At 70.5% G+C, this 21,685-nt stretch carries 20 protein-coding genes; 8 read left to right on the top strand and 12 right to left on the bottom strand.

Annotated elements, in window-relative coordinates; all coding sequences use genetic code 11:
• Positions 1-17 precede the first annotated feature (17 nt).
• From nhaA to SROS_RS36075, 3 genes are all read right to left on the bottom strand, one after another.
• The gene (nhaA, locus tag SROS_RS36085) at positions 18-1,907 is read right to left on the bottom strand and encodes a Na+/H+ antiporter NhaA (protein WP_012893894.1); all 1,890 of its coding nucleotides are present in this window, start codon (positions 1,905-1,907) and stop codon (positions 18-20) included.
• Between the two features lie 74 nt (positions 1,908-1,981).
• Positions 1,982-3,346, bottom strand: a complete 1,365-nt coding sequence (locus tag SROS_RS36080; RefSeq protein WP_012893893.1) for an APC family permease — start codon at positions 3,344-3,346, stop codon at positions 1,982-1,984.
• Positions 3,346-4,233, bottom strand: a complete 888-nt coding sequence (locus SROS_RS36075; protein WP_012893892.1) for a carbon-nitrogen hydrolase family protein — start codon at positions 4,231-4,233, stop codon at positions 3,346-3,348. The genes SROS_RS36080 and SROS_RS36075 overlap by 1 nt, the downstream gene beginning before the upstream one ends.
• A gap of 103 nt (positions 4,234-4,336) precedes the next feature.
• Here SROS_RS36075 and SROS_RS36070 point away from each other — a divergent pair, with 103 nt between their 5' ends.
• The 4 genes from SROS_RS36070 to SROS_RS36055 all read left to right on the top strand — a co-directional run bounded on the left by SROS_RS36070 (position 4,337) and on the right by SROS_RS36055 (position 9,052).
• The gene (locus tag SROS_RS36070; RefSeq protein ID WP_012893891.1) at positions 4,337-5,080 is read left to right on the top strand and encodes a FadR/GntR family transcriptional regulator; all 744 of its coding nucleotides are present in this window, start codon (positions 4,337-4,339) and stop codon (positions 5,078-5,080) included.
• Between the two features lie 225 nt (positions 5,081-5,305).
• On the top strand, positions 5,306-6,343 hold the full coding sequence (locus SROS_RS36065; RefSeq protein ID WP_012893890.1) for an ABC transporter substrate-binding protein: 1,038 nt from the start codon (positions 5,306-5,308) through the stop codon (positions 6,341-6,343).
• Complete coding sequence (locus SROS_RS36060) at positions 6,340-7,968, top strand: sugar ABC transporter ATP-binding protein (protein WP_218919742.1); 1,629 nt, start codon at positions 6,340-6,342, stop codon at positions 7,966-7,968. The genes SROS_RS36065 and SROS_RS36060 overlap by 4 nt, the downstream gene beginning before the upstream one ends.
• Positions 7,961-9,052: an ABC transporter permease gene (locus SROS_RS36055; RefSeq protein WP_012893888.1), complete on the top strand. Its 1,092-nt coding sequence runs from the start codon at positions 7,961-7,963 to the stop codon at positions 9,050-9,052. The genes SROS_RS36060 and SROS_RS36055 overlap by 8 nt, the downstream gene beginning before the upstream one ends.
• Before the next feature lie 39 nt (positions 9,053-9,091).
• On the opposite strand, the gene SROS_RS36050 is transcribed toward SROS_RS36055, so the two are convergent.
• Positions 9,092-10,381 (bottom strand): cytochrome P450, encoded by a 1,290-nt coding sequence (locus tag SROS_RS36050; RefSeq protein ID WP_245564408.1) that lies wholly within the window; start codon positions 10,379-10,381, stop codon positions 9,092-9,094.
• Between the two features lie 28 nt (positions 10,382-10,409).
• Between SROS_RS36050 and SROS_RS36045 the strand changes: the two genes are divergently transcribed.
• A complete protein-coding gene (locus tag SROS_RS36045; protein WP_012893886.1) occupies positions 10,410-10,985 on the top strand; it encodes a YchJ family protein in 576 nt (191 codons plus the stop codon).
• 167 nt (positions 10,986-11,152) lie between these two features.
• Here the strand turns inward: SROS_RS36045 and SROS_RS36040 are convergent, their stop codons facing one another.
• Both SROS_RS36040 and SROS_RS52435 read right to left on the bottom strand, forming a co-directional pair.
• Positions 11,153-12,121, bottom strand: coding sequence for an aldo/keto reductase (locus SROS_RS36040; RefSeq protein WP_218919741.1), 969 nt, complete (start codon positions 12,119-12,121; stop codon positions 11,153-11,155).
• A 46-nt stretch (positions 12,122-12,167) separates the two neighbouring features.
• Positions 12,168-12,482: a hypothetical protein gene (locus SROS_RS52435; RefSeq protein ID WP_218919740.1), complete on the bottom strand. Its 315-nt coding sequence runs from the start codon at positions 12,480-12,482 to the stop codon at positions 12,168-12,170.
• A gap of 151 nt (positions 12,483-12,633) precedes the next feature.
• Between SROS_RS52435 and SROS_RS36035 the strand changes: the two genes are divergently transcribed.
• Entirely contained in the window at positions 12,634-12,825 is a 192-nt protein-coding gene (locus SROS_RS36035; RefSeq protein WP_012893884.1) for a hypothetical protein, read from the top strand.
• A 97-nt stretch (positions 12,826-12,922) separates the two neighbouring features.
• Here SROS_RS36035 and SROS_RS36030 read toward each other — a convergent pair whose 3' ends face one another.
• The 3 genes from SROS_RS36030 to SROS_RS36020 all read right to left on the bottom strand — a co-directional run bounded on the left by SROS_RS36030 (position 12,923) and on the right by SROS_RS36020 (position 15,943).
• Positions 12,923-14,041 carry an STM4015 family protein gene (locus tag SROS_RS36030; protein ID WP_012893883.1) on the bottom strand — a complete coding sequence of 373 codons (1,119 nt, stop codon included), beginning with the start codon at positions 14,039-14,041 and terminating at the stop codon, positions 12,923-12,925.
• A gap of 120 nt (positions 14,042-14,161) precedes the next feature.
• Positions 14,162-15,448 (bottom strand): endonuclease Q family protein, encoded by a 1,287-nt coding sequence (locus tag SROS_RS36025; RefSeq protein WP_012893882.1) that lies wholly within the window; start codon positions 15,446-15,448, stop codon positions 14,162-14,164.
• 162 nt (positions 15,449-15,610) lie between these two features.
• A complete protein-coding gene (locus SROS_RS36020) occupies positions 15,611-15,943 on the bottom strand; it encodes a hypothetical protein (RefSeq protein WP_218919739.1) in 333 nt (110 codons plus the stop codon).
• 425 nt (positions 15,944-16,368) lie between these two features.
• Here SROS_RS36020 and SROS_RS36015 point away from each other — a divergent pair, with 425 nt between their 5' ends.
• Together SROS_RS36015 and SROS_RS36010 are read left to right on the top strand one after the other, a co-directional pair.
• A complete protein-coding gene (locus tag SROS_RS36015) occupies positions 16,369-16,875 on the top strand; it encodes a hypothetical protein (RefSeq protein ID WP_012893880.1) in 507 nt (168 codons plus the stop codon).
• A gap of 808 nt (positions 16,876-17,683) precedes the next feature.
• Positions 17,684-18,247 (top strand): YciI family protein, encoded by a 564-nt coding sequence (locus SROS_RS36010; protein ID WP_245564405.1) that lies wholly within the window; start codon positions 17,684-17,686, stop codon positions 18,245-18,247.
• 143 nt (positions 18,248-18,390) lie between these two features.
• On the opposite strand, the gene SROS_RS36005 is transcribed toward SROS_RS36010, so the two are convergent.
• The 3 genes from SROS_RS36005 to SROS_RS36000 all read right to left on the bottom strand — a co-directional run bounded on the left by SROS_RS36005 (position 18,391) and on the right by SROS_RS36000 (position 21,682).
• Positions 18,391-19,392 (bottom strand): trypsin-like serine peptidase, encoded by a 1,002-nt coding sequence (locus SROS_RS36005; protein WP_281048041.1) that lies wholly within the window; start codon positions 19,390-19,392, stop codon positions 18,391-18,393.
• Between the two features lie 226 nt (positions 19,393-19,618).
• A complete protein-coding gene (locus SROS_RS50260; protein ID WP_012893877.1) occupies positions 19,619-19,783 on the bottom strand; it encodes a hypothetical protein in 165 nt (54 codons plus the stop codon).
• 225 nt (positions 19,784-20,008) lie between these two features.
• The gene (locus tag SROS_RS36000) at positions 20,009-21,682 is read right to left on the bottom strand and encodes a hypothetical protein (RefSeq protein ID WP_043653655.1); all 1,674 of its coding nucleotides are present in this window, start codon (positions 21,680-21,682) and stop codon (positions 20,009-20,011) included.
• Between the last annotated feature and the right edge of the window lie 3 nt (positions 21,683-21,685).

The following is a 21,685-nucleotide window of genomic DNA, read 5'->3' as shown; positions in this document are numbered from 1 at the left end:
GGCGCGCGGTCCCGCGGTCATGTCCTCAGGGCCGCGCGCGCACGGGCGGCCCGCACCGCGGCCGAGAGGGTGGCGATGTCGTAGGCGCCGTGGTGCCGCCGCCCGTTGATGAAGAACGTCGGTGTGCCCGACACGCCGCTCAGGTCGGCGGAGTCGATGTCCTCGGCGACCCGGGCGGCGCCGGCGTGGCCGCGGAGGCTGTCGCGGAACCGCTCGACGTCGAGACCGAGCTCCCCGGCGTAGCCGATCAGATCGCGGATCCGGAGCTCGTCCTGGTGGTCGAGCAGCAGGTCGTGCATCTCCCAGAACGCCTCCTGCTCGGCGGCGGCCTCCGCGGCCTCCGCGGCGAGCTGGGCGTAGGGATGCACGTCGTGCAGCGGCAGGTGCCTCCAGACGTAGCGGACGTCGCCGAGGTCGGCGAGCAGCTCGCGGACGACCGCTTCCGCCTGGCCGCAGTAGGGGCACTCGAAGTCGCCGTACTCGACCACGGTCACCGGCGCGACCTGGGGACCGCGCACGTGGTCGCGGTCCGGGTCGACGGGCGCGGCGAGGTCGACGATGCTCTCGGCGGTGCCCAGCAGCGCCCGGATCCGCAGCCGTTTGGGGAGCAGCGTGGTCACGCGGTGGACGGCCCAGGTCATGAGAGGCGCGCAGAGCGCCGCGGTGAGGATGCCGAGCTTCGCCTCCTCCAGCTGCGGGCCGTCGAAGGCGAGGGTGGCGATCAGCAGGGACACGGTGAAGCCGATGCCGGCGATCGTGCCGCCGGCCGCGACGGCGGCCCAGCCGACGGGCGGGCGGACGCGGCCGCGGCTCAGCCGGGTGACGAGCCACGAGGACCCGATGACGCCGACGGGCTTGCCCACGACGTAGGCCAGCAGGATGCCCAGGGTGATCGGGGAGGTGAGCGCCCGCGCCAGGAACTCGCCGCTGATCGTCACCCCCGCGTTCGAGAGGGCGAAGAGGGGCACGACCAGGTAGCTCACCCACGGGTGGTAGAGCTGCTGCAGCCGCTCGTTCGGCGAGATCGTCGAGGCGAGCCCCACGCTGGCTGAGCGGGCCAGCTCCGGTGTCGGCTGCTCGCGGAAGAGCCGGAAGAGGTCCGTCGCGCGTGCGAGATCCCCGCGCGCGGCCGGGGAGGCGTAGGTCAGCAGCCCCATGGCCAGGCCGATGACGATGGGCTCCACGCCGGACTTCAGCAGCGCCACCCACGCCGCCGCTCCGAGCAGCGCGTAGGGCAGGCCGCGGCGCACGCCGGCGGCGCGGACGAGCAGGATCACAGCGAAGATCCCGGCCGCGGCCAGCAGCGCCGCCGGCACGACCCGCTCGCTGTAGAAGATCGTGATGACCCCGAGCGCGACGAGGTCGTCGACGACGGTGACGGTGAGCAGGTAGGTGCGCAGCCGTGCCGGGAAGCGGGACCCGAAGAGCGCGAGCATGCCGAGCGCGAACGCGGTGTCCGTCGACATCGCCGCGCCCCATCCGTGCGCGGAGGGGCTGCCCGCGTTGACGGTCAGGTAGATCGCGACGGGCACGGCCATCCCGCCGACGCCGGCGACGAGCGGCAGCACGAGCCGCCGCCGGTCGCGCAGCTCTCCCATGTCGAACTCGCGGCGCGCCTCAAGCCCGACGACGAAGAAGAAGAACGTCATCAGCCCGTTGTTGACCCACTGGCGCAGGTCCTGCGACACGTCCAGTCCGTCGAGGCGGATGGACAGCACCGTCCGCCAGACGGCCTCGTACGACGACGGGCCGGCGTTCGCCCAGGCGAGGGCGGCCAGCGTCGCGGCGAGCAGGATCAGGGCGCTGCCGGTCTCGGTCCGGAGGAACTCGCGCAGCGGCGTCGTGAGCCCCTGTGCCCATGCGGTCCGTCCGGAGAACGGCGCGCCGGCCTCCCGTGGTTCTGTCATTCCTGACGGTATCTCCTGTCCGCCCGTCCCGCCCGGAGGCGGGGGCCGCACCGTCCGCGCGTCCCGGCGCGCCCCTACCCCTGCCGGGTGGCCGCCTCCGGCTCCTCGTCGGTGAACTCCATCTCGGGGGGCGGCAGCCGGAACAGCCGGGTGAGGTAGGCGAGGTAGACCACGCCGATGCCGAGCCAGATCAGCCCGAGCGTGATGGCGTGGCTGTCGAGCTTGGTGAGCAGCCACAGGTCGACGGCCGCTCCGATCACCGGCGCGAGGACGTACGGCACGGCTCCGAGCCTGCGCCCCGCCCGGCGTTCCCGGAGGTAGAGCGCGATGACGCTGAGGTTGACGAAGGTGAAGGCGGTGAAGGCCCCGAAGTTGATGAACGAGGTCGAGGTGGCGACGTCCAGGCGCAGGGCGACCAGGCCGACGACGCCGGTGAGCAGGATGCCGAACGCCGGCGTGCGGAACCTGGGGTGGACGTAGCCGAAGACCTTGTGGGGGAGCACCGAGTCGCGTCCCATGGCGTACAGCAGCCGCGAGGTACTGGCCTGGGCGGCGAGGCCGGAGGAGAACTGGGCGATGACCAGGCCCGCGAGGAAGACCGCCCCGAACAGGTTCCCGCCGATCGTCCTGGCGATCTCGAAGGCCGCCGAGGAGGGGGCGTCGAAGGAGCCGCCGGGATGCACGAGCTGGGTGGTGTAGGAGACGAGGATGAAGATCGCGCCGCCGATGAGGGCGATGAGCAGGATCGCCCGGGGGATCGTCCGCCTCGGCTCGACTGTCTCCTCGGTCAGGGTGGTGACGGCGTCGAACCCGAGGAAGGAGTAGGCGGCGATGGCCGCCCCGGCCGCGATGCCGGACACGGTCGTGGCCGGGTTGACGAACGGGGCCGGGTCGAACAGCGCGCCCGCGCCCCCGGCCCTGAGGACGTGGCCGGCCGACAGCAGCACGAAGAAGGCGAGGACCAGGATCTGGAAGGTCATGAGCAGGGAGTTCGCCCTGGCCGCCACCTTGATGCCCAGCAGGTTGAGGGTCGTCGTCACGGCGATGAAGGCGACGATCCACACCCAGGAGGGGACGCCGGGGAACTGCGCGGACAGGTAGGCCCCGCCGATCAGCCAGATGACCATGGGCAGGAAGAAGTAGTCGAGCAGCACCGCCCAGCCGACGAGGAAGCCCACCCGGGAGTCGACGGTGCGCCGCACGTAGGTGTAGGCGGACCCTGCGACCGGATACGCCGCCGCCATCCTGCCGTAGCTGAAGGCCGTGAACAGCATGGCCACCAGGGCGAGCGCGTAGGCGGCGGCGGTCGCGCCCCCGGTGGTCTCCGCCACGATGCCGAAGATGCCGAGGACGATCAGCGGTGTCATGTAGGCCAGGCCGAACAGGACGACCGGCCTGAGCGTCAGGGTGCGCCTCAGGACCGGTTCGGTGGACGGCATCACGGGACCTCCTCCGGTCGGTCACCCGCCGGGTTCCAGCGGGAGGGGTCGATACGTCCCTGGTAGACGGGGAGTTCGATCGGCTGGTCGGCGTCGGTGAACTGGTCCCACATCCGGTTGAGCCCGGCCGTGCCGTACCTCCGGACCCGGGTGACGTCGTCGAGGTCGACGACGTCGGTGAGCACGGTGGCGGCCTCGCCCGCCTCGACCCGGACGCGGCCCTCGGGGTCGACGACGAGGCTGCGCCCGGTGCCGGTGGGGGCGGCCGTGTTGACGCTGATCACGTAGACCTGGTTGACGATGGCGTTGGCGCGCGCCAGCACGAGCTCCTGGGCGCGGTCGGCGGTCGTGGTCATGACCGGGTTGACGATGACCTCGGCACCCATCCAGGCGAGCTGGCGCGCCACCTCGGGGAACCACACGTCGTAGCAGATCGCGAAGCCGACCCGGCCCGCGCCCGGGACGTCGAAGACGACGAAGCGGTCGCCGGGCCGGTAGGGCTCGTAGGGCCGCCAGGGGAACACCTTGCGGTACCACGCGGCGAGCCGGCCTTCGGGGGAGAAGGCGAGGGCGGTGTTGTGCAGCGCTCCGTCCTGCCCGCGCTCGCACACGCTGCCGGGGAGCAGCCAGACGCCGAGGTCGCCGGCGAGTTCGGCGAGGAGCTTCGAGCGGGGGCCGTCCAGCGGCTCCGCGGACGCCTCCAGCTCCGCCTCCCTCTGCTCGGGCGGGGCCTGCGCGCCGTGCAGGTGCAGCTCGGGGAAGACCACGAAGCGGGCCTGGGGGAAGCCGGCGGCGAGCGCCTCGACCTCTCCGGCGAAGGCCGAGGCCGGTGCCCCGATCGGCTGGGGGGCGGCCTGGGCGAGCGCGACGGGAAGGGGGCGGGACATGGCGTACCTGCTTTCGGGCTGCGGGATGTGAAAATGGTGCATAGTGAGCACTTAAATCAATAATGCTCACTATGAACCATTTTTCGCCGAGTACCGTAGGGGCATGACGCCTGGTAGCCCCCTGACCGCGCTCAGAGCCCCCGCTCTCGCGGGTATCCGGCGACTCAACGCACTCGACACCGTCCGCGCCCGCATCGCCATGGCCGTCGACCTCGGCCTGCTGCAGCCCGGCGAGCGGCTCCCGCCGACCGGGGAGATCGCCCGTGCCCTCGACGTCGGGGAGATGACGGCACGGCGCGCCCTGGTGGCCCTGTGCGAGGAAGGCATGCTGGAACGGCGGCGCGGCCGGACCGGCGGCACCCTGGTGGCCCCCCGCCCCGCCGGCGGCCGGGTCCGTGAGATCGCGGCCTACCAGGCGGCCGCCGGAGACGTCCACCGGCTGATCGACCAGCGGCTGCTCCTGGAGTGCGGGACCGCGCACCTGGCGGCCTCGAACGCGGCGCGCCACCAGATCGGGGAGCTGGAGGCCCTCGTGGCGCGGATGGACCAGGCCTCCGACTGGGCCGAGTTCCACACCTGGGACGAGCGCTTCCACATGACGGTGGCGGCGGCCACCGGGCTGCCGTCGGCGGCCGAGCAGTACGGCCTGGTCCTGCGGGAGCTCTACCGCCACTACCTGCCCTGCCCGCTGAGCCACCTGCGTGAGTCCAACTGCGAGCACGCCGAGCTCGTCACGGCCCTGGCCGACCGTGATCCGCTGAAGGCGGCCGAGGTGGCGCGCGGCCATGTCGAGGCGCTCCGCCGCACCATGTTCGTCGGGCTCGCCGAGCACGGACGGGATGCCTGAGCCCCGCGGAGAGTAATGACTTCTTTTCTCTTTACTAGTTTCAACCGCAACGCGTCCGGGGCTTTGCTGGAAACAACCGGCCGTCACGAGTCTTTGTTGAATGAAAAGTTCTCCGTGTGCCTTCCCTCACCACCGTCGGCACACCTCCGTCCTCCGTAGATCTATGACGGCAGCCGCCTGAGACGCCTGCCGGGCTCCCCCCTGAACAGCTTTCAGGAGGTCGTTATGGCTCGCTCACGTATCGTCTTCTCCCTTTCGCTCGTCGCCGCCATCGCACTGGTGGCGCTGGTGCTGGGAGTGGTGGGAGGCCGGGCGACGAGTTCGGCCAGCCAGTCGGCGGGGGGAGGAATGGCCGGGGCGGCGAGTGGCAAGAAGATCGACGTGATCATCAAGGCGAGCGACTCCTCGTTCTGGCAGACGATGATCGCCGGCGCGAAGCAGTCGGGCGGGGACTTCGGCCTCAAGGTGAGCACCTTCGGCCCCACGTCGGAGACGAACATCGACCAGCAGGTGCAGCTCGTTGAGAACTCCATCTCCCGGGGCGTCGACGGCCTCGTCATCGCGCCCAACTCCTCCAGCGCCCTGAACTCGGCGATCGAACGGGCGCGCAAGGCGGGCCTGAAGGTCATCACGGTGGACAGCCGCGTGACCACCGCCTCGGAGGGGTTCATCGGCACCGACAACCTCAAGGCCGGGATGCAGGCCGGCAAGCGCATGTGCGAGCTGCTCAAGGCCCAGAACAAGACGAGCGGCAGTGTCATGATCGAGTCCTCCGTGGCGGGCATCCAGTCGCTGGTCGACCGGGACTCCGGCTTCAAGCAGGGCCTCGCGAACAACTGCCCGCAGGTCAAGGTGACGCTGCAGCGCTACAACAACAACGACATCAACACCGCGGCGTCGCAGGTCAACGACGCGCTGACCGCCAACCGCGAGCTGGCGGGGGTCTTCGCCGACAACAACACCTCAGGGGTGGGCGCGGCCCGCGCGATCCAGGACAACAACGTGACCGACACCGTCCCCGTCGTGGCGTTCGACTCCGACCCGCAGGAGAACGCCGCGCTCGCCGCCGGCACCATCGACGCGCTGGTGGTGCAGAACCCCTACTTCTTCGGATACCAGGGCGTCCTGGCGGCCGGGATGGCCGCGGCCGGTCGCATCCCGCCGCGTGACATCGACCCCGGAGCCGTCGTGGCGGACAAGCGGAACATGAACGACCCCGATGTGAAGCTGCTGCTCAACCCGCCGACGATGAAGGCGGAATGATGAAGGCGAAAGAACCCGTCGTCGAACTGCGCGACGTCTCCAAGGCCTTCGGGCCCGTGCAGGCGCTCACCGACGTCTCGCTCCGCCTGATCCCCGGCCAGGTGAACTGCCTGGCCGGGGAGAACGGCGCGGGGAAGTCGACCCTGATCCGGGTGCTGACGGGTGCGCTGCGCCGCGACAGCGGCTCCTACGTGATCGACGGCCGGTCGGTCACCTCGCCCACACCCGCGTCGGTGCGCGCGGCCGGTGTCCAGGCCGTCTACCAGGAGCTCAGCCTTCTCCCTCACCTGTCGGTCGCGGAGAACCTGTTCATGGGCCGTCTCCCCGCGCGCACCGGGGTCATCGCCAGGGGCCGGCTGCGGGCCCGCGCCAGGGAGGCGCTCGATGAGGTCGGCCTGACGGACCTCAGCCCGGACGCGATCGTGGAACGGCTCCCGGCGGCCACCCGCCAGCTCGTGGAGATCGCCAAGGTGCTGACCGCCGACTCCGTCAAGGTGGTCGTGTTCGACGAGCCGACCACGGCGCTCACCGAGGCGGAGTCGGCGCGGCTCCTCGAATACATCCTGCGGCTGCGCGAGCGCGGCATAGCGATGCTCTACGTGACCCACCGGCTGGAGGAGATGTTCGAGATCGGCGACTGGGTGACCGTCCTGCGGGACGGGAGCCTGTCCGAGGCGGGGCCGATCAGCGACTACGACGAGGACCGCCTGATCACCGCGATGGTCGGGCGGGAGATCAGCTCGCTCTATCCGGAGACCCACCGGCACGCCGGCACGCCCGCGCTGCGGGTCCGGGGGCTGCGCCGGTCCCAGGACTCGCCGAGCATCGACCTGGAGGTCGGGACCGGGGAGATCCTCGGCATCGGGGGCCTGCTGGGGTCGGGACGGAGCGAGCTGCTGCTGTCCATCTTCGGCGCCGACCCCATCGTGGCCGGTGAGCTGGAGGTCGCGGGCAAGCCCGTGAAACCGTCCGGGCCGCGCACGATGATGAACGCCGGGGTGGGGTTGCTCACCGAGGACCGCAAGGTGCTGGGGCTGCTGCCCGAGCTGTCGATCCGGGAGAACGTCACCATCGCCAGCCTGCGCAGCGGCTCCCGGCACGGCCTGCTGCCCGCCCGGGAGCAGGCCGAGGAGGCGGACCGGCTGCTCGACAGCCTGCGGTTGCGGGCCGGTTCCTACGACCAGCCGGTCTCGACGCTGTCCGGCGGCAACCAGCAGAAGGTCCTGCTCGCCCGATGGCTGCTCACCAAGCCGAAAGTGCTGATCTTCGACGAGCCGACCAAGGGCATCGACGTCGGCGCCAAGGGCGAGCTCTACACGGTCATCGGCGACCTGGCCGCCAAGGGGCTGGGGATCATCGTGGTCTCGTCGTATCTCCCGGAGCTGCTTGGCCTCGCCGACCGCATCCTCGTGCTGCGCGACGGGCGGGTCGCGGGCGAGCTCCCCGGAACCGCCACCGAGGAGGACGTGCTCCGCCTGGCGAGCGGCGGCGGCAGAGCCGCCGAGTCGGTGCTCCAGGAGGAGATCCCCGCGCCCAGAGAAGGGGCTCCGGCGTCCTCCGAAGGCGCGGGAGCCACCATCCCGCCGACCCCAGACGACCCAGGAGAGGTGAGCCGAGATGCCTAAGCTGATCTGGCGCGAACCGATCGCCACCACCACGATCACCAGCAGGCAGCCGACCGGCGAGGAGCTGGGGCCGGATGCGGTACCCAGGGCCAGGGAGCCGGAGCCCGAGCCGAAGGGCGAGGCCCCGCGCCGGGTCGTCACGCTGGGAGACATCGCGGGACGCGAGAGCGGCGGGCTCGTGGTGCTGCTCGTGGCGGTCGGCATCCTCACACTCGCCAGCGACGAGTTCCTCACCGGCAACAACCTGGCCAACCTCGCCCGGCAGGTCGCGATCTTCGGAATCATCGCGGTCGGCCAGCTCCTGGTCATCCTGACCGCCGGGATCGACCTGTCCGTCGGTTCGGTCCTCGGCCTGTCCGGCGCGTCCACCGCGCAGTTCCTGGTCGCCGGCATGCCGATCTGGCCGGCGCTCCTGCTCGGGGTCGGGATCGGCACCGTGCTCGGGATCGTCAACGGCCTGCTGGTTACCCGGGCCCTGCTGCCACCGTTCATCGCGACCCTGGGCATGCTCGGCATCGCCCGGGGAATCGTCCTGGTCACCACCGACGCCCAGACGGTGCAGGGCCTGCCGGCCGGGTTCCAGGCCATCGCCAACGGCACGATCCTCGGCATTCCCAACCTTCTCATCGTCGCGGCCCTGGTCACGGGCGTGATGTGGTTCGTGCTCTCCCGGACGGTCTTCGGCCGCTACATCTACGCGGTCGGCTCGAATCCCGAGTCGGCCCGCCTCGCGGGTGTGCCCGTGCGCATGGTGACGATCTCGGTCTACGCGATCTCGGGCCTGCTCGCCGGCCTCGGCGGGGTGCTGCTCGCCTCCCGGCTGGGAGCGGGCATCCCCACCGCCGGTACGGGCTTCGAGCTCAACGCGATCGCCGCCTGCGTCATCGGCGGCGCGAGCCTGTTCGGTGCGAAGGGCAGCGCGATCGGCGCCGCCACCGGAGCGCTGATCATGGGTGTCCTCAACAACGGAGGCAACCTCCTCGCGATCAACGCCTTCTACCTCCAGATCGCCATCGGCGTGCTCATCCTGGTCGCGGTCGGGTTCGACCAGCTGAACACCAGGAGATCGGCGACGGCCGGCTGACCGCCGGGGGGCCCGCGCCGGCCGGCCCCCCGGAGGCGGTCACCAGGTGACCGGGATGCGGGTGAACCCTCCGGTGAGGGAGGTCTCGCGCTCCACCAGCTCCTCGGCGGGCACGGCGAGTTCCAGCGTGGGGAAGCGCCGGAACAGGGTGCCGAACACCGACCGCAGCTCCACCCGGGCCAGGCTCGCCCCGATGCAGTAGCGGGCCGCGTAGCCGAAGGCGAGCTGCGGGTCGCCGAGAGGGCGGCCGATGTCGAACCGGTCGGGCTCGGGGAAGGTCCGCTCGTCGCGGTTGGCCGCCGTCGTGACGATGAGCACCGCCTCGCCGCGCCTGATCGTCACGCCGCCGATGCTCACGTCCTCGTGGGCGTACCGGGGCAGGCCGTGGTTGCCCGGCGCGGCCATCCGCAGGATCTCCTCCACCGCCGGGGCCGTCAGTGAGGGGTCGGCGACCAGCGCGTCGCGCTGTGCCGGGTTGCCGAGCAGCAGCAGCACGCCGTAGTCGATCCGGTTGACCGTCGTCTCGTGGCCGGCGAACAGCAGCCCCGCGGCGAGCGTGGCGATCTCCTCGTCGGGCGCCTCCATGGTGGCCATGTCGGAGAACACGTCGTCGGCCGGGTCCGCCCGCTTGTCGATCAGGATGGCGCGGGTGTAGTCGGCCAGCTCGGTCATCGCCGCCTCGGCGCGCCGCGGGTCGCTCAGATCCGTCATCGCCTCGGCCAGCTTCCTGAAGTGCCCGCGGTCGCCGTACGGCACGCCGAGCAGCTCGCAGATCACCAGCACCGGCAGCGGTACGGAGAACTCCTCCCGCAGGTCCACCGGGCGCGGCAGCTCGGCCATGTGGTCCAGCAGCTCGTCGACGAGCTGCTGGACGTGGGGCCCGAGGGCGCTCATCCGGCGGGCGGAGAAGGCCGGGGCGAGCATCCGGCGCATCCGCTCGTGCTCGGCCTTCTCCGTCTCGATGTCGCCGCGCGGGCCGCCGAGCAGCACCGAGCCGGAGATCCGGGCGGCCCGCTCCGGGTCGGGCGCCGACCGCCCGAGGCGCGGGTCGGCGAAGGCCTGCCTGGCCTCCTCGTAGCCGGAGACCAGCCAGGCGAGGTCACCCGCCTGGGTACGGACCCGGGTCACCGGCCTGACGGCCCGCAGGGCGCGGTACATCTCCGGAACCTCAAGCGGGTCGTCGCGGGTGAACGGCAGTCTCGGCAGGTCGTCGGCGTGACCGGTGTGGTCGGTGTTCTGGTCGTCCATGGTCGGGAAGCACCCCCAGGGCTCGACGGCAGGGCCACTGTCGAACGTGTCATCTGCGGGCAGGTCCGGCAAGACGGGCACGGCAGTACGGCGGAAAAATCCAGCAGACATGGGTCTGACCTGGTGGAACGCGCGGCCCCGTGAGATCGCCGAGCCCGGATGGGTCGTCAACGGGCGGGTCGACGTGCGCGAGGAGACGGTGGGCGTCATCGCCCGGCCACCGGTCCGGCGCTGCCGTCGCCCTCCCGGCTTCCGGGCGATCCGCCAGGTCCGTTCGGGCACAATAGAGGGCATGTCCCGTCGTGTCCCCGCCACCGCCGGCTGCCTCTGCGGCCTGCCGGCCCCCTACCAGGACTGCTGTGCCCGCTTCCACCGGGGCGAGGGTTCGGCCTCCACCGCCGAGCTGCTCATGCGGTCCCGTTTCAGCGCGTTCGGCGTCGGCGACGAGGCATACCTGCTGCGCACCTGGCACCCCGCCGACCGCCCGCCCCGCGTCGAGCTCGACAAGAAGCTGCGCTGGGTCCGCCTGGAGATCCTGGAGACCGCCGACGGCAGCGTCTTCCACAACGAGGGGACGGTCCGGTTCCGCGCCCACTACCTTGATCGCGGACAGCCCGGGCAGATGGAGGAGCACAGCCGTTTCGTCCGCCTCGACGGCCGCTGGGTCTACGCGGGCGTCGTGTAGGACACGACGCGTGCCCGCCTCCGCCCTACCGGCTCAGGCGAGTGTCCCCGTCCTGCGCCTCGGGTCCAGATGTCCGCCCGTGTCCGGCGCGCTCAGGCTCGGGCGAGCGCCCCCGCCCTGCGTCCGCCTCCGCCCGGCGTTCAGGCGTCCGCCTCCGTCCTACCGGCTCAGGCCCAGGCGAGCGCGCCGCGTCCGGCCCAGTAGGTCTCGGGGTCCTCGGCCAGCCCGGCGAGCCGCTCGTCGAGATCCGCGTCCCATCCCACCTCGGCCGCGCCCAGATTGCTGTGCAGCTGCTCGACCGAGACCGCGCCGCTCAGCACCACCCCGGCCCAGGGTCGTGCGAGCACGGCCGCGAGCGCGAGCGCGTCCGGTGTCACCCCCCGATCGCGCGCGGCCGCCGCCAGCGGGGCGGGAGCCGCGCGGGCGGTCAGCCGCCCGTTCGCCACCCCCTCCTTGACGATCACGCCCATCCCCGCCCCGTGCGCCCGGGAGAGGGCTCCGCCGGCCGAACGTTCGAGCAGGTTCCAGGTGGACTGCACCGTGTCGAACGTCCCGATCTCGACCGCCCGCGCGATCGTGTCCGCCTGGCGCGGGCCCGTCGTGCTGAGCCCGATCGCGACGCCCTCGGCCCGCAGCGCGCGCAGCCGGCCGAGCACACCCTCGTCTTCGAGCACTCCGCTCTCCACCGTCGCCGAGTGGATCTGATAGAGCGACAGGTGCTCGCCGAGCAGCTCGCGCGTCTGGTCGAGCTGGCGGCGGAGCCGCTCGGCCGACAGCTCCTTCACCTCGTGGTGCTCGGCGTCCATCCGCCAGCCGCCCACGTAGGCGTATCCCCATTTCGAGCCGGTCGTCGCCGCTCCCGGCGCGATCCCGCGCTCGCGCAGCCAGCCGGCGAGGAACTCCTCCGCGCGGCCGTACGAACGCGCCGTGTCGAAGTAGCGCACGCCCCTCGCCCACGCCGCGTCGAGCACGGCCCAGGTCCGCGCCCGCATCGCGGCGACGCCGCGGTCGTCGCCGAGATCCTCCTCGCGGCCGAGCGTGATGTAGGCGGGGCGGCCGAGCGCGGCCAGGCCGAGACCGAGCCGCGTCACCGTCAGGTGGGTCCGGCCCAGCGGCCGTTGGACGAGTGCCTGCACCCCCACAACATAACCAACCTGCGAGGAGTCCTCCGCGGCGGCCGGGTCACGGCAGGGCCTTCCCGCCGGCCTTCCAGGAGGGGTACGGCGGGGCGGCGCCGTGCCCGGTTTCCGGCAGCCAGGACTCGTCGTCGGCGGCCTGGGCGAGCAGGTACTGCAGCAGCCCGCGGAGGGTCTTGATCTCGTGGGGCCCATGCCGCCGGGGTGAAGGCGCTGACCGCCGAGGTCGGGCGCCCCACCCTCGACGACGTCTTCCTCGCGCACCGGCCGCAGCCTCCTCGTGGAGGCCGGCGACGGCTCCGCGCACCCGGTTGCCCAGGCGAACATGCGGCTCCGCGCACCCGGTTGCCCAGGCGAACATGCGGCTCCGCGCGGTCGTCGTATCGGCGTACGGCCGGCGGAAGCCGTGACGGGCCGTCCACCGGTTACCGTGAAAGAGGGCGAGGTGTGTCCCCGCCCGGACGCAGGGAGGTCGCGGTGTCGGAAGATCGTGAGGGCGTGCGGGCCCCGAAGTGGTCCATGAACCCGGCGACCAGGTCCACGAATACGTCGTGGAGCAGGTCAGGGATGTGACCCGCGGCGGAAAGATCGTGTTCGAGGTCCCCGGCGGGGGCGTGGACACCGGTCTGCGGCGGCTGATCCCGGTGACCTACGACATCGTCCTCGACCACCCGGAGGTCAGGGAGACCGGCGAGGACAGGTGAGCCGTACCACCCGCTGAGGGGGGCGCCTTCCCCTCTCCGGCCTGGCCGCGTGTGTCCCCGGCCTGGCCGCGTGCGGCGCGGTTCCGACGTCGCGACCTCACTCCGAGACGGCGACGTAGCGCCACTCTTCCAGCGAGGGCTGGGGCTCGGAGAGGTCGACCTCGACGCCGGGAAGGGCGAGCCGGACCCGCGCGGCCATGTCGTCGGTCAGGAAGTGGTGGTGCAGGTCGAGGTGGCGCAGATGGGTGAGGGGCTGGCCGCTCAGCAGCGACTCGGCTCCGGTGTCCGTCAGCGCGCCCATGCTCAGGCTGAGCGCCTCCAGGCGGGCGACGACGGGCGCCGACGCCACCGCGGCGGCCACCTCGTCCTGGATCTCGCTGTCGCGCAGCCCGAGCCGCCGCAGCGCGGGCAGGCCGCTGCCTGACAGGATGCCCTGCAGGTCGCCCACGGTGGCGTCGCCGCCGTACTGGGAGACGCCGAGCCACATCTCCAGATGCTCCAGGCCGGGCAGCTCCGACTCGCCGACCGCGCGGACGACGTGGCCGGGCAGTCCGCCGGACTCGAAGCGCAGGACCTTGAGGGACGCGTGCCGTACGGGCCGCAGCCGCAGTCCCTCGCTGCCGCGTACGTCCAGCCGCTCCAGGCGGGGGAAGGCCTCCAGGACCGGGGTGACGTCGCCCTGCTGGATCCAGGAGATCTCCCAGTGCTCCGGTTCGACGAAGCCGAGGAACAGCGAACGCAGCCGCGGCAGCCGGTGGGCGTTGGCCGCGAGCATGGCGGGAGCGTTGGGTGCGCCGCTCCCGGCCACCACGATGGCCTGGATCCTGGAACCGTCGACCGTGCCGAGCAGTTCCTCCAGCCCGGCCGCGAACCCGGAGCCGTCGTCGTTCTCGCGGTCCGGGTCGCCGTCGTAGAGAGGCCAGGCGAACCGCCAGGGGTCGGGGGAGCGGTGGTGGACGATCACGTGCGGTTCGGCGACGGGCAGCCCGGCGTAGGTCTCCCGATGGGCGCCCGCCATGTCCCAGTGGTAGGCCCCGCTTGCGGGGATGAACGCCTCACCGGGATCGCGCGGGTCAGCCGGTGTCTCGGCGTTGAGTGCCGCGAGATCCTCCTCGTCGTGGTCGTAGTGGCCGTCGTGCGTGTGGCCCACCTGCCGCATGATCGCCTCACTGCCCTTGACGACCGCGGACAGCTTCGCCAGAAAGTCGTCCGTCATCCGTCCACCGCCACGGGGCACCGGTCGTGTTCGATCATGATGGACATCCTCGCCTGGGGGGACTGGGTGGTCCTGTCCTACCAGACCCGGACGACAGTGCCGGGACCGATCCGTCGCCGGTCAGAAAAGCGCCGGGGTGGTGACCGTGTCCGCCGGGCTGGGCTCGCCGGGTCCGAAGAGCCGGATCGTCCCGTACTCACCGTCGTACCCGGGCTCCCGGATCACCTTGCCGCGGCGCAGCCGGTCGACGGCCTCGGCGAGCGGCGGGGAGAGGGCCGCGATGTCGCCGACCGGCACGTCCTCCAGGATCGTCGGCTCCGGCCCCAGGGCGGCGATGAGACCGTCGACCTCCGCGAGCACCTTCTTGCTCTGCGGCCCCACCCCGAGGATCTCGCCCACGATCTCCGGGAGCGGGACGAGGTTGCGGAAACCGGCGGCGCCGTCCGGCCGTACGGCCTCCTCGCGGTCGGCCAGCTCCTCGACCCGGCTCAGCACGCCCACCGTGAGCGGCCTGCCGCACACCGGGCAGATCCCGCCGTGCTCGCGCGTCTGCTCCGGGGCCATCCGGACGCCGCACTTGCGGTGCCCGTCCAGGTGGTATCTCCCCTCCTCGGGGAAGAACTCGACCGTCCCCTCGTGCCCGGCGCCGGTCCGCAGCGCGCGCAGGACCGCGAAGTAGTCGAGGTCGACGTCGAACACCGTGCTCTCGCGGCCGACCCTGGGCGGCGAGTGCGCGTCGGAGTAGCTCACCATCCGGTAGCGGTCCAGGCCGGAGACCCGCCAGTTCATCGCGGGGTCGCTGGACAGCCCGGTCTCCAGCGCGAAGATGTGACCGGCCAGGTCGCCGTAGCACTCCTCGATCGTGTCGAACCCGGACTTGGAGCCGAACACGCCGAACCAGGGTGTCCAGACGTGCGCCGGCACCAGGTAGGCGCCGTCGCCGCAGGCCAGGGTGATCTCCAGCAGCTCGCGGGAGTCCAGGCCGAGGGTGGGCCGGCCGTCCGAGCTCAGGTCGCCGAAGCGCGCCACGCCGCGGTTGAACGCCTCCGCCGCGTCGAACCCGGGCATGTACACCAGGTGGTGGATCTTGCGGGTGCGCCCGCCGCGCCGGTAGACCGTGGAGACCTCCACCGACAGCATGAACCGCACTTCGGCCGAGGCCACACCGGGCGGCAGCCCGCGAGCGGCCTCCCCGTCCAGCTCCGCGCGGAGCCGGAACAGCCCGGGCTCCGCCGGCACGAGGTCCTCGCGGAGCCGCTCGAACCAGGCCGGATGCGTGAAGTCTCCGGCGCCCATCACGGTGACGCCCTTGCGCCGTGCCCACCGGGCCAGATGCTCCAGGTCGCTGTCCTTGCTGCAGGCCCTGGAGTATTTCGAGTGGATGTGCAGATCGGCATGGAACCGCATCCATGTGATTGTGTCACGGACCGCCCTGGCCCCCTCGGAGCATCCCGGAGCCGTGGAGCATCATCTGCGTGGGCAGAGGACGAACATCCTGGCCGCCGTCGCAGAGGCACGCTACGGCCTCGCTTCCATGACCCGGGGGCTGTTTCTCACTCCATGGGTTTCCTAGAGGCTGTGCGTGAGCGGGGCGGCGGGGTTCCGGGTGGCAAGCGTGCGATTGACGCGGGCTGTCATGATCCAGTGTGCCGCCCACAGCGGGAGGGCGATTGCTGCGCCGACATACCCGGCCGTCCCCGGGAAGAGCGACAGGATCTGGAACGCGCACCAGCCGTATCCGAGTGCCGCCCACCGCCGGATGAACGCGCTCGTCACCTGCCCGTCAGCGGCCAGCGAGGTGGAGACGGCGCGCACGATGAAGAAATCTTCGGTGAAGTTGTAGGGGGTCGCGAACATCCACCAGACCGACGTGGGTGACGCGGTCCTGGCATCGGGGCGCACGAGCGTTGTCGTCTGCTGGCGGAGTGTACTGATAGTACACGTCGGTGATCCACCTGCGATCGGGAACGGTCGGGAGCGGTGGAGAGGCCGGACCACGGCTTTCCCGGAGTCAGAGGCAGGCGCCCTCAAGGGGCCCCGGTAGCATCGGCGAAATTTTCAACGGATATGCAAGTCAGGGCTTTCTCAAGGGCCTTGGGGCCCGGCTTGGAAGATGGACCGCCGACCTGCATATCCGTTGTTTTCCACGTCGTTATTACCGGGCTTCCGTGGCTTCGCCGGCCGGCCGGCTTCCGGGAAACAGGGTTTTCCGGAGATCGGGCGTCCACCGGAAAGACTCCAAGCCGTTTGCAAGCCTCCTCCAAGGAGGCTGCGGAAGCCTTGGCCATGATCGATCGGATAAATCGACCGGATAAAAGGAGAAAACCATGCTCGCGCGTTCCAAGCCCAGTGCCGTTCTGTCGATGCTAGGCATTCTCGGGGCGCTGGCCCTGGCCACCGCCGCCCCTGCCGGCGCCGCTCCTGTCACCGCCGCCCCCGCCGCCGCCGTCGTCGAAACCGAACTCGGCATCACCGTCTACGCTCACGATATAGACGAGGAGGGGACCTGGAGCAACGGCGACGAAGTCTTCATCAAGGTCGTGCGTAATGGAGCAAGTCAGCGCTTCGCCCCGACCGATGGCACAGTCGACGTCAACGAGGACGAAGAGGGCCAGATAGTCGAATTTCCGTCGCATTACCCTCTCAAGTTTTCGCCGGGCGAGAAGGTGACGGTCCAGGTATGGGAAGATGACACTGCCGGAGATGACCTCCTCGCCGAAGCCAAGGACGTCATCGTCGAGTGCAACCGCCCGTTCAGCGGCGTAACCGAAATCTCAAAGCGGAAATACTATCATTACTCATTCGAAGCCAAGTTCTCCGCATTCGGCTGCTGATTTTTGCATTGTGATGTTCTTCGGACGGTGAGAGGGTCGGGTCACCGCGGTATCCCTGTCCATGCGGTATGCGTGAGGCGGCGGGCTGCTCGCCGGACGACGGGCCGAGTGTGAGAAGGGACGGCCGCGCGTGGCCGACCTGTCCGCACGGGGGCGTACAGGCACCCAGGCCGCCGAGGCGGTGGCGGTGCCCGTTCACCTCCGCTCCGATCCAGGGGGGTGTCCATCTGTGCGGCGCCGTACCGGAGTGGAAGGTCAAAAGCGCGGCGAGGGCGGGTGGGGTGGCCGGGGACCGGCCCATCCGCGCGGCGCCGTACGGGGTGCTCCCCGCTGCGCGGGCCGGGGGAGGGGCGGTGCGGGGGTTTTCCTTGATCTGTTGGGATTGGGCGTCCTATAGCACCGCCAATCCCAACAGATCAAGGAAAACCCCTGATCACTGCCGCTCCCGGGGCTCATCGGCGCCCGCCCGGTCCAGCACCGGCCCCTCACCAGGCCTTCCCACCCGCCCATCAGCCGACCCCTCCTGAGCACCACCCCCCAGGCCACGAGACACCGACCCGCACGGAAGAAACGGCCCCCGGCCACCCCACCCGCCCTTGCTGCGCTTTTGACCTTCCACCCCGGTACGGCCTGCACGAAAGGGATGGCCCCCGGCCACCTCACCCGCCCTCGCTGCGCTTTTGACCTTCCACCCCGGTACGGCGCCGCGCCGGTTGGCGGCGAACGACCTTGTCCCCACCTCCGGTCCCGGCCTCACCTTCGCCTCGGCCCCGGACACTCGTACACCACGCCACTGGATGTGGCCTTCATGGTAGGTATTCTTGGCATGGAGTTCTTCTGTTATCACCGTGATCGCCCCGGTTCCGCGACCCTCCGTGACCAGTTGGTGGAGGAACATTGGTCCTACATGGACCGGTACGCGGCGGAGCTGATCGCCCGCGGCCCCACTTTGAGCCCCGACGGCGAGACGGCCACCGGCAGCGTGCACATCGTCGACCTGCCGGACCTCGCCACCGCACGCGCGTTCGTCTTCGATGAGCCCAACTACCAGGCCGGTGTGTACCGGGACGTGGTGTTGCGCCGATGGCGCAACGTGCTGGGGCGTACCATGTGGGATTTCCCTGGTGGCAAGGAGGGCGGCAACCGGTATCTGGTGCTGGGCCTCGGCTCCGGGCAGGCCGCCGACCTTGTCCCGGCCGACCGGGACGAGCTGATCGCGTATGGGCCGTTGCTGTCCGACGACGGCACCACCTGGCTGGGTACGGCGCTGCTGGTCCGGGCGCCGGACCCGGATGCGGCACGCGCCGTCCTGACTCCGGATCGGTACGCCGACATCGAGGTCCACGACTGGACGTTCGGCGGGCGGCGGTAATGAGCACGTGACCGGGTCGCCGCCGATGGAGGGATACGAGCGACTTCGGGCGACGGGGGCGGGGGCGGGGCAGACAGTGATCCTGTAGACCATGACGCCGCGCCCGCCCCTCTGGGCGGACGCGGCGGGAACGGGGGGGCCGTCTAAGCGATGATGCCGGTCCAGACGTTGGAGGCCTTCTGGTAGACCGTGTACAACTCACCGTCGAAGTACGGCGAGACGCCGGTGTCGTACCGGTTGTCGCCATCGGTGTCGGAAACGCTGATCGTGATGCCGTTGAGATAGCCGGTGCGGCTGTCGTTCGCGTACTGGGTCAGCCACGAGGACCCGAGAGAGCCTTCACCGGTGAACGGGGAGTCAACGCCGATGGGCCGGTCCGTGGGGAGGCCGGTGACCTTCATCGCGGACGCCGATCCGGTCGACCGTTCGAGGGTCTCGCCCGTGTAGGGCCGGCTGCCGTCGGGCTCGGGGCCGGCGGGGTAGCCGAAGACGTCGACCGTGGGCGCGAGCGGCTGGTTGAACGCGACCCCCTGACCGCCGACGTTCTCGGCCAGCATCCCGGTATTGGTCAGCACGTCCGGCGAAGAGGGGACGACACCGCGGTACACGTTGACGAAGGCGAGGTCGCGGTCGTAGTCCTGGATGTCGTCGAAGTCGTAGTGGGCGACGCCCTGCTTCCCGACGTACAGGCCGAACGGGGCCGTGCCCTCGGAGTAGCCGGGGACGAAGACCCACTTGGTGAGCGGGCCGGCCGGGGCCTCGGTGTCCAGCAGGCAGTGACCTGCCGTCGCGACGACGTTCCGGTATTTCGAGCGCACGGCCGTGCCGGTGCACCAGTGCGGCTGGAGGTCGCTGCCGATGAAGAACACCTTGCCCGAGGTCGTGGGCATCTCCCCTTCCGGCGAGGCCGGCCCCTCCAGCGGCGGGATGGAAGCCGGGGGGCCGTCCGGGACGATGTCCGTGGACAGGCGTTCCCCGCCGACCGCGGTCTGCACGGTGTACGGCGTGGCGTTCTTCAGGTTGGCGGCCCCGTCGGCGAGCCAGAACCATGCGACCTGCTGAGCCGCCGTCACAGTGGGAGACAACGGGACCATCACCACACTCGCGGCCTGTGCCGGCTGGGTGACGACCGTGGAACCCAACACGCTCAAGCCGACACCCACCGCGATCAGTGCACGCCTCAAAGTTGATCTCCCGTCCAGTCGTGGGGCGTTTTCGCACCCCGTCAGCGTGGAGAGCCGGCCGATCGACACGGCCGGCGAACATCAAGATCGTAACTTTGGCCGGGACCCCGGTCATAGAGTTTTTAGATCACGTGTTCGATACAAGAGTGATCGTCGGCCACCGGTCCATGGCTGCGGAGGCCGCACATCAGACCGCGGCGCCGGCGAGCAGCAGGCCGTAACCGCGCGTGTCGAGGTGCAGCGCCCGGGTCGCCGGCAGGCCGGGTGTGACGTTGCCCAGTTGGCCGCAGAAGGTGTTGACGCCAAGCAGCCGGCCGTGGGTGGTGCGGAGAGGTTGTTCGCCGATCTGCACCCGGATCTGCGCTGGTGCGACGGTCGGCTGGTGCTTCAGGAAGCGCGCCGGCGGACCGAGCGGGTCGTGAATCGCGGTCCGGGTGGGCTGGTTCTCATGCCGGTCGTTCTCGGTTCGCCCTATGTGCTGATCAAGAAGAGCACCTCCACGCAGACCACGGTGCGGTATCCGGCACGGGGCGTCGGGGCGTTGTGGACCGCGGGAACACGACCGCCGGCGGGACAACTACCCAGTAGGACTTGGTTGCCTCACCAAGCCCTGTCGGGAAGTGGGAAACACCACCACAAGGTCTTCTCCCACCCCCTCGTCCAACGTTCGGGTGTGCAGGCGAACCCGATATTTCCCCGCCTTCGGAAGGGCGACTTCGACCTTGATGCCCCTGCCCTTCAGATGCATCCGTCCCGAGCCGAGAACCAGATCCGCGTCGACCACGTCGTCCCAGCCCTTGCGCCGGATCGGCGGGGCCGTACGCAGGACCTTCACGGTGACGCAGGTGGCGCCGTACTCCAGTGTCGTGCTGACCATGGCAGCACCCCCGTGGGCCACAAGCGGGCTGTCGGATTCGATGTTCTCGCCATAAAGTGCCTCCAGGCTCGCCGCGCGCCCGTCGAAGATGTAGTAGCCGTCCCAATCGGTGGGCAGGTGAACGGCTGTGACCTGGCGGGAGGTCCGCAGCGCGGGCCAGGGATCGCGGCAGCCGCTCACGTACTGAGCGGCCTCATCCGCCACCTCTTGCCGCCGCCGGGCTCGCTCCTCGGCGTCCCGCTGCTTGAGCTGGGCCGCCGTGAGCAGGAGGTCGGGACGGTCACGTGCGACGACTTCCGGGCACAGGTAGACCAGCGCCTCGGCCCTCACTCTGCCGTCGCCTGCCGCGCAGCTCTTCCAGCCCTTGCCCAGGAGCTGCTGGTCCGCGACCGGGCGCCCGCCTGCGCTCCAGAACCGAATGTTTTCGTATAACCGTCCGTTTCCGGCCAGGCACAGGTAAACGCGCCGGCGATCCTGCGGAGGGGTGTCGGCGAACAGCGGGATCGACGAACAGTCGGCATCGAGCCAGGTGTAGGTCATGTGGGGCTTGGCCTCGGGGGCGATGACCGCCATCGGAGCCAGGACCATCAGCGCGAGGAGCCATCGGGGCGAGCGCAGGGGCTCGGGATCCGGTGCGGTGCTGGGACGGTTGAGCTCGTGGGCCGTCCGGGCGAGCCAGACCAGCTGGAAGACGACCAGCACATCCAGGAGGTCGGACAGGACCACGCTCTCCGGAAAGTCGACGAGCTGGTTCAGGACGACGGTGATGGGGATGACCGCCAGCTGGCACGCTCCCAGGACCATCGTGGTCCGGGTCCAGCGGCCGTCGCGTCGCTGGGCGATGAGGATCATCAGAAACCAGACCAGCCCCGCCGCCACGAGTGCCATGCTCACAGCGGAAAGCACGGGTGCGGCCCAGCCGGCGTAGCTGTCCCGGCGCACAGCTTCGAGCACCGATGGAAGCGCCGTGCTCACCAGAGCCGTGGTGACCAGGATCAGGCGGAAGGTCGGTCCCGAGCGCGTCAGCACCTGCGCGAAGAGGATGACGATGGGTACCCACAGCACCACGTCGAACGCGGTCTCCACCTCGTCCGGGAGCGGCACCGGGATCAGTAGCCAGCCGACGTAGACGTAGAGCAATCGACGCAGCCACAGCGCGCGTCGCGGCAACGGCGCAGCATCGGCCGGCCCCTGGAGCACCTGCCAGAACATCCACGAATTGACCGCGCCGACCAGTAGCAACCCACCCAGCACCGCGAGCAGCGAGGTCTTGTCGGCGAAGCGGGAGGGCGGGTACCACTGGACCACGGTCCAGGCCGGATCAAGGGAATCCCGGACCAGGCTGACGACGACCGCGACCACCACGGCCGCCATGTT

It is taken from the genome of Streptosporangium roseum DSM 43021 (assembly GCF_000024865.1).
GTDB classification, from domain to species: domain Bacteria; phylum Actinomycetota; class Actinomycetes; order Streptosporangiales; family Streptosporangiaceae; genus Streptosporangium; species Streptosporangium roseum.
This window is presented reverse-complemented; position numbering and strand designations above follow the sequence as displayed.

Coding starts and splice junctions, on each gene's coding strand:
- SROS_RS36065 (WP_012893890.1), top strand. CDS start 5,306: ATGGCTCGCTCACGTATCGTCTTCTCCCTTTCGCTCGTCGCCGCCATC.
- SROS_RS36045 (WP_012893886.1), top strand. CDS start 10,410: ATGGGTCTGACCTGGTGGAACGCGCGGCCCCGTGAGATCGCCGAGCCC.
- SROS_RS36070 (WP_012893891.1), top strand. CDS start 4,337: ATGACGCCTGGTAGCCCCCTGACCGCGCTCAGAGCCCCCGCTCTCGCG.
- SROS_RS36055 (WP_012893888.1), top strand. CDS start 7,961: ATGCCTAAGCTGATCTGGCGCGAACCGATCGCCACCACCACGATCACC.
- SROS_RS36060 (WP_218919742.1), top strand. CDS start 6,340: ATGATGAAGGCGAAAGAACCCGTCGTCGAACTGCGCGACGTCTCCAAG.
- nhaA (WP_012893894.1), bottom strand. CDS start 1,907: ATGACAGAACCACGGGAGGCCGGCGCGCCGTTCTCCGGACGGACCGCA.
- SROS_RS36025 (WP_012893882.1), bottom strand. CDS start 15,448: ATGCGGTTCCATGCCGATCTGCACATCCACTCGAAATACTCCAGGGCC.
- SROS_RS36000 (WP_043653655.1), bottom strand. CDS start 21,682: ATGGCGGCCGTGGTGGTCGCGGTCGTCGTCAGCCTGGTCCGGGATTCC.
- SROS_RS52435 (WP_218919740.1), bottom strand. CDS start 12,482: ATGTTCGCCTGGGCAACCGGGTGCGCGGAGCCGCATGTTCGCCTGGGC.
- SROS_RS36030 (WP_012893883.1), bottom strand. CDS start 14,041: ATGACGGACGACTTTCTGGCGAAGCTGTCCGCGGTCGTCAAGGGCAGT.
- SROS_RS36080 (WP_012893893.1), bottom strand. CDS start 3,346: ATGCCGTCCACCGAACCGGTCCTGAGGCGCACCCTGACGCTCAGGCCG.
- SROS_RS36075 (WP_012893892.1), bottom strand. CDS start 4,233: ATGTCCCGCCCCCTTCCCGTCGCGCTCGCCCAGGCCGCCCCCCAGCCG.
- SROS_RS36015 (WP_012893880.1), top strand. CDS start 16,369: ATGCTCGCGCGTTCCAAGCCCAGTGCCGTTCTGTCGATGCTAGGCATT.
- SROS_RS36010 (WP_245564405.1), top strand. CDS start 17,684: ATGGTAGGTATTCTTGGCATGGAGTTCTTCTGTTATCACCGTGATCGC.